Below are 11,930 nucleotides of genomic sequence, written 5' to 3'. Positions count from 1 at the left end.
GTGGCTATATTGAAGGAGCGAAAGCCACCGGGTGGAAACAAGCCATCAACCAACTAGCCGTGGCATACCCCGACCGATTCGCGGACTACTTGTAAACCAAGCCCCCGCACACAAAGAATCGGACACCCTCGTGCGACGCTTAGAACCTCAGACTTTTCAGGCGAAGGTAACTCGACGGCTTCATCGAACGGAGGCACGATTTCGAGACCGGAAGGTCAGTCGTTATCGATGAACAGCAGAACCAAGATGTTGTCGTCAGTGTAGGCATTGAGGATGATGCGATTCCCGCACTCGACGGGTGCACCTTTGTAGGCGAAATCGACTGACGGACACAAGCCACACCCGCAGCCCCGAAATACCGTAAGGCCATCGAGGCAAGAGCACCACCGTTGACGGTCAACGCGGGTCACCGAGCGCGCATCGTCGTTGTCGTGACGGATCATCGCTGCACACACGGCACGCTCTGCTGCCGTCAATGCCCTTTGCTCTGAAACCCTCAATCCTGAATCCCAGCAGTAATGGTGTCGTCGACCCCTACAACACCGTTTAAGGAGGCCGCATGAACCGGTCCCAATCGGGCTCGCGCCGGTCCTGAGATCGTCAGGTTACCTGTTTTATCGAAAGGCAGATACTCCACTCGTGTGGGCTTGACCTTTTGTCCCCATCATTGAACATGACCTCACGTGAGGCGCAAGCCCCCATCATCAATACTTTGGATGGCACTCAAGATTCGGTTGTGGGTGTTTTTGCATGATCGCACAACGTTGAAAAGCCCGTGGAACCGAAGGGTCAGAAGGTTTCCATTTTCGAATCACCAAGCTCAATCACTTCGTGGGCCCCACAGTAGGTGGGCGGCGCAATTCAGTGGGTGATTGTCGTCTGCTGGTAGAGCGCGAGCCGGGGCTTACCGTCCACCAGCGCGTAGGTGCTGCTCATTATCGCCTCAAATGGCTCCTGACCACCGCGACTCGCCATGGCGTTGTAGACAATGGTGGCCGCCCCGTCTCCAACTGCAACTATCCGGGCATCTGTGATCTCGTAGGTGTCCCAACTCGGAGCCTCGTTAAGGGAGAGGATGACGGCTTCGCGGTCCAACACGAACCCGTTCACCAGGACCATAAGTCCATCTACCGTCATAAGCTCCCCGTAAAAGTCGGCCCCCGAGCTATTACAGAGTGAATCCCATCCTGCTCTCTCGAGGTGCAAAAGGGAATCCAGAGACAACTGATCCATGGCCAGAAACTTTAAAGCAGTGCGTAGCCTTCGGCAACAGTGCACGAAGCGCAGCAACGCTCAAAATTGTGGAGCTAAGGGGATTCGAACCCCTGACCCCCACACTGCCAGTGTGGTGCGCTACCAGCTGCGCCATAGCCCCATGGTGAAAAACGTATGTGGTTGTATGAAGTGGAGCTAAGGGGATTCGAACCCCTGACCCCCACACTGCCAGTGTGGTGCGCTACCAGCTGCGCCATAGCCCCAAGTTGCACTTGTGACCCGCGGGCGTTACCTGCGGACAACTCCGCTCAATATACACCCGGGCGCGAAGTGCAACCAAATCCCCTGTAATCGGGTTACGCGGTGGCCGCGTCGACCCAGTTGGTGATCTCCTGGCCCTCGACGAGGTCCTTGTCGTCGCGCATGACGCGCGGCGTGTAGGCGGTGCCGGTCTTTTCGTTCTGGTAGTTCAGGTTGGCCTCGCCCATCGCGGTGGCCTGCTCCTCGAACGCGCCGTCGCGGATGGCCTGGACGGCTTCGTCAGAGGCGCCAAACTCCTTGGCGCGGTCGGCGAAATCGTCCTTGTCCAGCTTGTTGAACACGCTCTGCTGGTTCTCAAAAAGCATTGCGCGCAGGTTCCACAGCGCCTCGGCCTCACCGTTGGCGGCCAAGGCGAGCTCAGCGGCCAAGGCGTGGGTGGAGTGGCCCGGGCTGTACTGCCCGCCCTGGGAGTCGAGAATGGTCATCGGGCGGACGTTGACCTCAAGTTCGCCGGCCTGGATCTTCTCCAGGGCATCGCCGTCGGTCGTCGTTGCCAAGTCGGCGCAGTAGGAGCAGGAGAAATCCTCGAACAGATCGACCGACTTGGCGCCTTCGCCGCCCTCGGCGGCCGAGAGGGTGAAGTAGGGGTCACCCTCCGTGTAGCTGACCTCGAGGTTCTCCACGGGGACCATTTGTTCGGCGATCGCCTGGCTGCGCTGGGAGCGCCCGTTGAAGACGATCAGCCCAATCACCAGAGCTGCGATGGCGACGACGGCGACGAGAGCCCAGATGAAGGCGGCGCCGCCCTTGTCGTTGGGGTTTTGAACTTTACGCGTGGTCATGGTTTAAACACCTTCGCTTTGATGACTCGTACACAAACTTCCCCTTTAGTTTAGGGGTAGATCGCCCATTTCTTAAACGGGCGGTAGATCATGAACAACGTGATAGCGATGTAGAACACGTCTCGGGCCATCGTCGCCAGGATGTTGGTGCCGGTTTCCGTCGGCTCCGGGTTAAAGCACCCGCAGTCGATGACCAGGCCCCGCGACCACGCCGAGCCCAATCCGATGATGAACAGGATCAACACCCCGATGGAGACCCATCCCGCCGGGCGTAGCGTGATGCCCAGCAACAGCAGCAACCCACCCGCCAACTCCATCGGGCCGATGACGCGGGCCAGAAGGTCCGACCAGGCTGGGGTGAAAATCTCATACGCCTGGATGGTCTGAGTGACATCCATGTGCGCACCGATCTTGGACCACCCAGCGGAGATCCAGATGTAGGCCATAAAGAACCGCGCTGCGGCAGAGAGGATGTCGAGCACCATCTCGCGGGTGCCTCCAGGCGCTTGAGACACCTGCGCTTCGTGGGCATCGTACGTCGTTATCACCCCTAGCACCTTAGCCGAGACCCCTGACAGGTCATACCCCGGTAAACTGTGAGCTACTGCCCAAGTACCTCGGAAACTAATGCTTGGGCCTCCTCTTGTACCTTTGCGAGGTGCTCGTCGCCCTTAAAGCTTTCGGCGTAGATCTTGTACTTGTCCTCGGTTCCCGACGGTCGCGCGGCGAACCACGCGCTTTCCGTGGTCACCTTGAGCCCGCCGATGGCGGCGCCGTTGCCGGGGGCGTCGGTAAGCTTCGCGGTGATCTCCTCCCCCGCGAGTTCGGTCGCGGTGACCTGCTCCGGGGAGAGCTTCTTTAGGGTGGCTTTCTGCTCGCGGTTGGCGGGGGCGTCGATACGCGCGTAGGCGGGCTCGCCGAATTTCCCGGCCAGCACGCGGTAGCGCTGCGACGGCGTGTCCCCGGTTACGGCGGTGATCTCGGCTGCGAGCAGGTCCATGATCAGACCGTCCTTGTCGGTCGACCACACGGTTCCGTCGTGGCGCAGGAACGAAGCGCCCGCGGATTCCTCGCCGCCGAAGCCGATGGTGCCGTCGATAAGCCCAGGCACGAACCATTTGAACCCGACGGGAACCTCGACGAGCTCACGGCCCAGCGAGGACACGACGCGATCGATCATGGATGACGACACCAGCGTTTTGCCCACCGCGGTGCGCTCGCCCCAGCAAGGGCGGTGCGAATACAGGTACTCAATCGCCACCGCCAGGTAGTGGTTCGGGTTCATCAGCCCGGCATCGGGGGTGACAATGCCGTGGCGGTCCGCGTCCGCGTCGTTGCCCGTCGCGATGTCGAACTTGTCGCGGCTGGCCACCAGCGACGCCATTGCGTCCGGGCTGGAGCAGTCCATGCGGATCTTGCCGTCCGTGTCCAGCGTCATGAACCGCCAGGTGGCGTCGACAAGCGGGTTGACCACGGTGAGGGTGAGCTTGTGGGTCTCGGCGATGGCTTGCCAGTAGTGCACGCTGGCCCCGCCCATCGGGTCCGCGCCGATTCTCAGCCCGCTTGAGCGGATCGCGTCGATGTCGACCACGTTCGCCAGGTCAGCGACGTAGGAGCCCATAAAATCGAACTTTCCGGCCCGCTCATCGAGCACGCCGCTTATCGACGCCCTTTCCACGCCCCGCAAGCCATCCCCGATGTAGGAATTGGCCCGCGCCGCGATCCAATCCGTCGCATCGGTGTCCGCCGGCCCGCCGTTGGGCGGGTTGTACTTGAAACCACCGTCGCGCGGCGGGTTGTGCGACGGCGTGATCACGATGCCGTCGGCACGCTTCGGATCGGCGCCAGTGACTCCCCCGTCAAGCTGCGCGTTGTGTTGGAGAATCGCATGGGACACGGCGGGAGTCGGGGTGTACGCCCCGGCGGCGTCGACAAACACGAGCACATCGTTGGCGACGAGCACCTCAAGCGCGGAAACCATCGCCGGCTCCGACAGTGCGTGGGTGTCGCGGCCGATGTAGATCGGCCCGCCGATGTTGTTGTCGCGCCGGTAGTCCACGATCGCCTGCGTGATCGCCCAGATGTGCTGCTGGTTAAACGCGTTGTCCAGCGAGGAACCACGGTGACCGGAGGTGCCGAACGCGACCTGCTGGTCCGGGTTCTCCGGGTCAATCTCACGCGTGTAGTAGGCGGTGACAACCTCTGCGATGTCGATGAGGTCTTTCGGCTGGGCGGGCTGGCCCGCGCGTTCATGTGCCATGTCGGAGATGCTCCTTCGCGTCGATAGGTAACGCCATCAATCATTCCCGCAACCGCCGGTTTTTGCCACGGATCCGGGTTTGCAAGGGGTAAGGTGTGCGTTCGTGAAAGAAGCCCTCGTCGTCGGCGCCGGCGCGACGCTCGGCGCGTTGACCAGGTGGGCGCTCACCATTTCCCTCCCTCTCGTACTCGCTGTACCCTTCGACGGCATCCACATGGTCAATGCGCTCGGCTGCTTGGCCATGGGCTTTCTCGCTCCCGGCAAGTTCTGGGGGACCGGCTTCTTAGGCGGCTTCACGACGTTCTCCGGCGTGGCCATCGCCGCCGCCCAAAACTCGCCGCTGGGGGCCTTCGCTTTGCTCGCGGTCTACTTCGTGGTCTGTGTGGGTGCATGGCTGCTTGGCGACGCCCTGCGCACCCGGACCAGGGCCAGCGCATGATTTCCCTGTCAATCATCCTCGCGGTCACGCCCATCGGAGCCGTCGCCGTCGGCGCTTTTCTTGGTGGGCTCGCCCGCTGGGGGCTCAGTCGTTTTCCCGGGGGATTAGCCGGAACGCTACTTGCGAACCTGTTTGGCTCCATCGCCATCGGGCTGTCGCTCGGGGTGGGACCACAATGGCAGATGTTTCTCGGCATCGGTTTCGCCGGTGCCCTATCCACGTGGTCGACTCTGGCGAGGGAGCTCGGGCAGCTTGTCAAGGACAGAAACTGGCGACGTGCTGGGATGTACACCGCGGCAACCGCCGCGTTGGGGCTCGCCGGCGCATACATAGGCTACCTGGGGGCGGGCGTGGACCTCCAGGCTTAGAGCGGCTGGTTCGAGTTCCCCCTACGGATCTACCTGGGGTTTCGGACGTAGTCGCCGATGACGTCGGGTAGTACTGCGGGGGCCTCGCCGAGCAGGGCGCGCAGGTTGCCGTTGCGTTCCACGGCGCTGGTCACAGCACGCACACGACGCTTACGCGACCCACCACCAGCACCGTGGCCACCCGGGCCGATCGGTCCACCAAGTGCTGTCGCGCGATTGGTGGTTTGAGCTGCGTTTGCCGTCGATGCGGCACCAAAACCGGTCGAGGCGACTGGGGTGTTCGGGGCATATCCGGCAAGCGGAGTAGTTGCGGTTAAAGGTGTGCTCGCGCTGCGTCCAACGAGTCCGACCGCGGAACCCGTACCCGCGCCCACAGCTGAACCCACACCATGCCTGCCACCAACACCCCGGTGCGCACCCGAATGACCAGCTGTACGACCCGGAACAGCACTGAGACCACCACGCGGGCTCAGGGCCGGGGTCAACCCAACCGCCGGCGCACCATAACCCCCGGAAGCAGTCGCACCGGGTGAAATTTGCGGTGCCGACGCCAACTGCGCCGACGGGGTTAGCTGCGGCACAGTTGCCACAGAGGCGGCCTGTGTGACAGGACTCACCGGTGACACCCCACCGAGTGCAGCCACATCTCCTCCCGGCACAGCGGCAATAACTTCTTGCGGGGTGCTCGCGTACGCCATATCACCAAACCCGTTAGCCACCATCGCGTCCTGAACAACCCGCGGCAAGACAATGCGCTCAAACGACGGCGCAGCGGGAACCTTAATCGCCTCCGGCGAAAACGGCGTTGCCGGCATCGCATCCAACGCTGGCAGCAACTGGTTAAATGACGGCACCGTCGGCATCAGGCCCGTGTTCAACCGCGGAGGAAACGCCGCCATATACGCCTGCTCCAGCACCGGTTTCGCCTCTACCGGCGCCGCCAACCACGACGCGTACGCGGCAGCCGCTGTCGCTTTCTCCGACGACGCCACCGCCGCCAGATTCCCAGCATGAACCCCCATCGCCGACGCATGCGCCGCGAACTGGCCCCCCGCCCACTGAATCCGACGCACCCGGTCAATAGCCTTTTCCACCCACGCAGTCTCCGCCGACGACACCAAGGACGCCACCACCGCATCCAACCGGGACACCACCTCAGAAACATTCGCAGCCGTCGACTGCCAAGCCTGAGCCTCGGAAACCGCCAACGCCGGATCCGTGAGCTGAAACTGGCCATGCAACACCGGCAACGACGCAACAAACCCCGCCACCGGCCGCCCGAACACAAACGGGTTCGTCGATGGGTTCTCCACCTGCGCCATCTTCATATCCACATCAACCGCCGACGCCGGCGCACCTAACACACCCGACAGACCAATACTGCCGACCATCTGCGAAAACGCCCCGTCAGCACCAATTACGCTATCCAAATTCGCATCGAGCAACACCGCCGCATCCAGCAAATGAGCGGCCAACGCCTTCAACGCCTCCGGCCGACTCACCGACGACACACGCCCATGCGACACACCCGACTCGTCAAGACCCGACACGGGAGAAAAACCGGTGAGGTCTGGTCGTTTAGCGAGGAGAGTCTCCTTGCTTGCCAAAGCCCCAATTTGCTTCAGCATGATTACCGCGTGCTCGACTGCGCCTTGTTCGAAAATGATACGACCGATCATGTCCCCCCACCTCGTAAAATAGCCAGCTCGTTCATTGAGACGAGCGACAAATTTGTGACAATGCAAATACTAGGTATTACTGCTAACAACCACCCCACTCCCGCTGCACAACATAGTGAGCATCTAAAGATTGTTGGCTACGAAAAGACGATTAAGCAGCTCCCCCGCTTCCTCACATAGAGTGTCAGCATCTGTACCGCTCTTTAAAGTGCCGATGCTTACCGAAAAGGTTCCTCTGTCGGTCTCAACCGCCACGTCACACATATCGTCGCTTCCATCAGTTGAACCGTAAGCAAAAGATTCGGGTGGTTCAGAAATGGGTGAACCCAATTCTGGCGAAGAAGCTAAGATTATGTTCTTATCTGCGGCATTGGTAACCAAAAGGATCGTTTTATACGGGTCATTGGTTTCGACCGAGCAACCCTTCACAAACTGAACTGTTGTGGTTCCCGGTTGCACGTCGCTCTTGGCCAACCCCGCCGCCGCAAACTCCGCATCGGAAATTTCCGTGCACGGATCGAAGAGATTGTGCTTAACCTCCTCGGGGTTAAACGGCCCGATGATCAGGTCGCCGCTGTCAAAATGAAACGCAGCAGGCTCTGCCGGAGTAGTCTCCGACGCCACCGGCTCCGAAACATTCGTCTCCCCTGTATCGGTCGCATCCGTTGCCGCCGAACACCCCGAGATTAAAACAACCCCAAACAGGACTACAACCACACCACACCGACGCACCGACAAACCCCCACATTGTCGCGAAGCCAAAAAACACTACTAATTCTGCCTGCCCCAACCACCGTCAGCAACAGCACAACCACGATTACCGACTCCGCCACGGCGGAGTGCGACACTCTCCGGGCCCTACAAGGGGCCACCGCTAATCCGCGATTGCGTCCAGCGGCGGAGTCTTCGCCGCCCGGTGCCCTGGCCATAGGGCTGCAAGGATGCCGACTACGACTGCGCCGCCGAGCATGATGCAGATTAGTGCCCAGGGTACAACTATCTCTTCGAGGCCCTGTCCGGAGAGTACCGTGAGGAAGGCCCATCCAAGCCCAAGGCCCATGAGGATTCCGAGCAGCGCACCGAAGACTGCCATCTGGACGGATTCGAGAATGATCATCGTCCGGATTTGCCCGCGCCGGCTTCCGACAGCACGCAGCATGCCAATCTCTTGGCGACGCTCAATAACCGACAGCGTCAGCGTGTTCACGATGCCCAGGACCGCGATGATCACCGCAAGCGACAACAGCGCATAGAGGATGAACAGCATTTGGTCGATCAGGCCCGTGACCTGCCCGGCCATTTCCTCCGCCGAGCGCACCTGCACGATGATGTCGGGCCGAACCTCTTCCTCGAGGTTGGCGCGCAGCTGCTCGGGATCGACCGTGCCGTCGCCGTTGACCCCGACCATGTTGATACTGAGTGCCTCGGCGGGCACCACCTTTTGCGCGGTCTCGTAGCCGATCGCCGGTGCCCTGACCGTGTTCGATTCTGCGAAGATGCCGCCGATCGTCACCTCCACGGAAGCCGGTGTCAGACCCGGGGCGGTAAGCGTGACCATGTCGCCGAGGTTCCATCCGCGCTCCGTCGCCCACGGCTCAGGGGCGATGATGGTGTCCCCCTCGACCGAGGAGGTGCCCTGGAGCATCTCAAGCTTCATCAGCTTTGTGGGGTCGCCGGAAAACACCGGCGACGCGCCGTAAGGCCCGAACTGGTAACCAAATTCACCGTTAATGGCGATCGGCGCCTCCGAGTACGCGACCACGTCGCCCACCCCGTCGACGTCAGGAAGCCTGCTCGGCAGGTCCGGCGGAATGGGGAAGGAGCCGTTTTGCGGCCCGGTGAGCACGTAGTCCGCGGTGATTTCGTTCTCGGTGACGTCCGCGATGGATTGTTTCATGGTCGCACCCAACATGCCGATCACAGTGACCAGCGCGATGCCCAGCATGAGCGCGAAAGCTGTCGCTGAGGTGCGGCGCGGATTGCGCCGCGTGTTGGTGGAGGCGAGTCGCCCGACCGCACCGAAGGGGGCACCGATGAGACGCCCGAGCGGCGGCACGATGGGCAGCGAAAAGGCAGGCCCCCCCAGAAACAGCCCCGCGATGGCGCCCACGGCGGCAACACCGACGAGGATCGCGCGGTTCGCGGTGGTTCCGTCTTCCCACAAAATGCCAGTGGCCGCGGCAATAACGGCCGCGATAATGAGGATCGTGCCGGCAACGGTGCGAATCTTCAGCGGCTGGGGTGACGACGACTCGCTCGCCCGCATCGCCTCCACCGGCTGTACCTGGCCCGCGCGTCGAGCCGGCGCCCACGCAGAAATCATGGTGACGATGATGCCGACGACGATTGGGACGAGAACCGCCCGCGTCGACAAGCCAAGGCCGCCTTCCGGCAGCGGCATGTCATTGGCACTCATTACCGCCTTGATGATGGCGACGATTCCTGCGCCTGCGACGACACCGAGCACGGAGCCGAACAGGCCGACAATAAAGGCCTCGATTGAGACGGAGCGCGTGATTTGGCGTCGCGACGCCCCCAGCGCGCGCAGCAGCGCGAACTCTTTCGTGCGCTGCGCAACGATCATGGAGAAAGTATTCGCAATCAGGAACGTGCCCACGAGCAGGCCAACCAGGCCGAACGCGATGAGGAAGTAGCTGACAAAGCTTAAGGCGTCGCGGATCTGCTTCGTGGCTTCCTCCGCCAGCACTTCGCCGGTGTCGATATTCAGCTCGGGGTGGGCGCTGCGTAGGTCGTCGACAAGCTGCTGCGCCGTGGTGCCTTCCACCGCGGACATCGAAACACGCGGCACGGTGGACCCGTCGGTGTAGAACTGCGTGTAAGTCTCTGGGCTGACCTGGAAGGCGAGGGAGGAACTGGGGGTCATGTCATCGTCGTAAAACCCGACGATGCGGTACGTTTCGCGCCCCATGGCATCGACGATCGTGAGCTCCTGATCGAGCGCGATGCCGTACTTCTCGGCGGCGTTGCTATTGACGATCGCCTCGCCCAGCGCCGTCGGCTCCCGGCCCTCAGCGATGCTCGGCGCCTGCCCGACCGCCTCCGCCGGCGGGTAGTAAATGCCGGCCGTCGACGTGCCCTGGCCGGTCTGGATCGGGTTGTTGTCGGTCGTCGCCGCAACCACCGTCTCGATCGCCTCGACATTGAGCTTGTCGACGCCCGGAGCTTCACGCAGCTGATCCACCACCTCATTCGGGATGGCCGGCAACCCCTCCCCCGGGGCGGCAACCGCGTCGACACCATCGAACTGGGAGCTGACGGCGCTGTCGAACGTGTTACCCAGCATGTTAGTGAACATCAGGGACCCGGCAATAAACGCAGTGCCGAGGACGACGGCGAGCACGGTCAGCGCGAGGCGGAGCTTGTGCGCGACAATGTTGCGCAGCGAAACCCGAGTCATAGCGGATCGCATCTAACCCTCAATCCCAGACATGACCTGCAGAATGGACTCCATCGTCGGCTCCCACAGCTCGTCGACAATCTGGCCGTCACGCAGAAAGATCACACGGTCCGCGTACGAAGCTGCGCGAGCGTCGTGGGTGACGATAACAACCGTCTGGTCATCCTCGTCCACCGCCGTGCGCAGGATCTGGAGAACCTCGCGCGACGAATTCGAATCGAGGTTGCCGGTCGGCTCATCGCCGAAAATGATTTCCGGTCGGCTCACCAGAGCACGCGCACACGCGACACGCTGCTGCTGACCGCCCGAGAGCTCGCTCGGACGGTGCGACAGACGATCCGCTAGTCCCAGGCGCGTGCTGATCTGGTCGAACCAAGCCTGATCAACCTCACGCCCAGCAATATCCGAGGGCAGCGTGATGTTCTCCGCGGCAGTCAACGTTGGCACCAGGTTGAACGACTGGAAGATGAAGCCGAGGCGGTCACGACGCAAATCCGTCAGGTCGCGGTCGTTCAACCCCGACAACTGGGTGTTGCCGATGTACGCCGCCCCCGAGGTGAACGAATCAAGACCCGCCATGGTGTGCATCAGCGTCGACTTACCCGAGCCCGACGGGCCCATGATCGCGGTGAACTGCCCGCGCGCGAACTCGACCGTCACACCGGCGAGCGCCACGACCGCGGTATCACCCGAACCGTACTGCTTGGACAGCTCAACCGCTCGAGCCGCAGCCTCCGATCTTTCATCCTGCTGCCCGAGTCTGTCTTCCGCCCGATGTTTCGCCATAGCCTTGGACCCGCCTCACCTTGTGCCAAATATTTCTTCCGGTTCATGCTACGTGGGACAGCCCCACAACGTCGCAACCGGTACACATGTGGCCGTAGGTATCTCCTCTCCTCAAGCCGTTCGCGGGGATGGGAGCGCCTGCTTATCGACGCTCAAACTCTGCCACGGCGGAGCCCGTGGGTGTCGAGGGGGGTCGGGCTCTGCAGCTGCGGAGTCCACTGTGCAGGCTCATCGAAGACGAAGGGTTTTAGCTTCACCGTGTAAGCCGGCAGGCCGGCCCAAAGGCGGTTCGACGCTGCCGTGGCGGAGTCCGCGATGCGGAGTGGCCGGGGGTGGAGCGCTCTTGGATCGAGCGATGCGTTGGTTCGAGCATCATCTCACTCTGCCGTGGCAGAGTCCGCGATATGGCTAACTCCAACCGGCTGGACTCTGCCGTGGCGGAGTCCGCGATGCGGACCAGAGCGCCATCCTGACTCTGCGTTGGCGGAGTCGGTGGAGTTCGCAATGCGGACTAAACGAGGGAGCGTCCCGCTCGATTAACCCGGTAGATCGGCTTAAACCGCCTCGACTCTGCCGTGGTGGAGTCCGCCATGCGGACTAGCCGTGAGAAACACCCTAAAGGCGTGCTGGGTCGGCCGGGTCAAAGGCGGCACGACTCTGCG

At 62.0% G+C, this 11,930-nt stretch carries 10 protein-coding genes and 2 tRNA genes; 2 read left to right on the top strand and 10 right to left on the bottom strand.

Annotation, left to right across the window (positions count from 1 at the left end; translation table 11 throughout):
* Positions 1-861 precede the first annotated feature (861 nt).
* The 6 genes from HMPREF0298_RS03260 to pgm form a co-directional block, all read right to left on the bottom strand.
* A complete protein-coding gene (locus HMPREF0298_RS03260; protein ID WP_006839671.1) occupies positions 862-1,233 on the bottom strand; it encodes a DUF4440 domain-containing protein in 372 nt (123 codons plus the stop codon).
* A gap of 69 nt (positions 1,234-1,302) precedes the next feature.
* Positions 1,303-1,375 (bottom strand) — tRNA-Ala (locus HMPREF0298_RS03255).
* A 30-nt stretch (positions 1,376-1,405) separates the two neighbouring features.
* Positions 1,406-1,478 (bottom strand) — tRNA-Ala (locus HMPREF0298_RS03250).
* A 93-nt stretch (positions 1,479-1,571) separates the two neighbouring features.
* Positions 1,572-2,318, bottom strand: a complete 747-nt coding sequence (locus HMPREF0298_RS03245) for a DsbA family protein (protein WP_006839670.1) — start codon at positions 2,316-2,318, stop codon at positions 1,572-1,574.
* 50 nt (positions 2,319-2,368) lie between these two features.
* On the bottom strand, positions 2,369-2,803 hold the full coding sequence (locus tag HMPREF0298_RS03240; protein ID WP_006839669.1) for a MauE/DoxX family redox-associated membrane protein: 435 nt from the start codon (positions 2,801-2,803) through the stop codon (positions 2,369-2,371).
* Positions 2,804-2,919: 116 nt separating this feature from the next.
* Positions 2,920-4,578, bottom strand: coding sequence for a phosphoglucomutase (alpha-D-glucose-1,6-bisphosphate-dependent) (pgm, locus tag HMPREF0298_RS03235; protein ID WP_006839668.1), 1,659 nt, complete (start codon positions 4,576-4,578; stop codon positions 2,920-2,922).
* Positions 4,579-4,681: 103 nt separating this feature from the next.
* Between pgm and HMPREF0298_RS03230 the strand changes: the two genes are divergently transcribed.
* Entirely contained in the window at positions 4,682-5,017 is a 336-nt protein-coding gene (locus HMPREF0298_RS03230) for a CrcB family protein (protein ID WP_006839667.1), read from the top strand.
* Positions 5,014-5,385, top strand: coding sequence for a FluC/FEX family fluoride channel (locus HMPREF0298_RS03225; RefSeq protein WP_006839666.1), 372 nt, complete (start codon positions 5,014-5,016; stop codon positions 5,383-5,385). The genes HMPREF0298_RS03230 and HMPREF0298_RS03225 overlap by 4 nt, the downstream gene beginning before the upstream one ends.
* 29 nt (positions 5,386-5,414) lie before the next feature.
* Here the strand turns inward: HMPREF0298_RS03225 and HMPREF0298_RS03220 are convergent, their stop codons facing one another.
* From HMPREF0298_RS03220 to HMPREF0298_RS03210, 4 genes are all read right to left on the bottom strand, one after another.
* On the bottom strand, positions 5,415-7,064 hold the full coding sequence (locus HMPREF0298_RS03220; RefSeq protein WP_006839665.1) for a hypothetical protein: 1,650 nt from the start codon (positions 7,062-7,064) through the stop codon (positions 5,415-5,417).
* 123 nt (positions 7,065-7,187) lie between these two features.
* Positions 7,188-7,781, bottom strand: a complete 594-nt coding sequence (locus HMPREF0298_RS11765) for a DUF3558 family protein (protein WP_169304959.1) — start codon at positions 7,779-7,781, stop codon at positions 7,188-7,190.
* Positions 7,782-7,938: 157 nt separating this feature from the next.
* The gene (locus tag HMPREF0298_RS03215) at positions 7,939-10,482 is read right to left on the bottom strand and encodes an ABC transporter permease (RefSeq protein ID WP_245527441.1); all 2,544 of its coding nucleotides are present in this window, start codon (positions 10,480-10,482) and stop codon (positions 7,939-7,941) included.
* A 12-nt stretch (positions 10,483-10,494) separates the two neighbouring features.
* Positions 10,495-11,268: an ABC transporter ATP-binding protein gene (locus tag HMPREF0298_RS03210; RefSeq protein ID WP_006839662.1), complete on the bottom strand. Its 774-nt coding sequence runs from the start codon at positions 11,266-11,268 to the stop codon at positions 10,495-10,497.
* Positions 11,269-11,930: the final 662 nt, after the last annotated feature.

The sequence above is a fragment of the Corynebacterium lipophiloflavum DSM 44291 genome, from assembly GCF_000159635.1.
In the GTDB taxonomy this organism is placed as follows: Bacteria; Actinomycetota; Actinomycetes; order Mycobacteriales; family Mycobacteriaceae; genus Corynebacterium; species Corynebacterium lipophiloflavum.
This window is presented reverse-complemented; position numbering and strand designations above follow the sequence as displayed.

Bases quoted from the DNA above. Each gene is read 5' to 3' on its own strand.
- HMPREF0298_RS03260 (WP_006839671.1), bottom strand. From the start codon at position 1,233: ATGGATCAGTTGTCTCTGGATTCCCTTTTGCACCTCGAGAGAGCAGGA.
- HMPREF0298_RS03245 (WP_006839670.1), bottom strand. From the start codon at position 2,318: ATGACCACGCGTAAAGTTCAAAACCCCAACGACAAGGGCGGCGCCGCC.
- HMPREF0298_RS03240 (WP_006839669.1), bottom strand. From the start codon at position 2,803: ATGGTGCTCGACATCCTCTCTGCCGCAGCGCGGTTCTTTATGGCCTAC.
- pgm (WP_006839668.1), bottom strand. From the start codon at position 4,578: ATGGCACATGAACGCGCGGGCCAGCCCGCCCAGCCGAAAGACCTCATC.
- HMPREF0298_RS03225 (WP_006839666.1), top strand. From the start codon at position 5,014: ATGATTTCCCTGTCAATCATCCTCGCGGTCACGCCCATCGGAGCCGTC.
- HMPREF0298_RS03220 (WP_006839665.1), bottom strand. From the start codon at position 7,064: ATGATCGGTCGTATCATTTTCGAACAAGGCGCAGTCGAGCACGCGGTA.
- HMPREF0298_RS03215 (WP_245527441.1), bottom strand. From the start codon at position 10,482: ATGACTCGGGTTTCGCTGCGCAACATTGTCGCGCACAAGCTCCGCCTC.
- HMPREF0298_RS03210 (WP_006839662.1), bottom strand. From the start codon at position 11,268: ATGGCGAAACATCGGGCGGAAGACAGACTCGGGCAGCAGGATGAAAGA.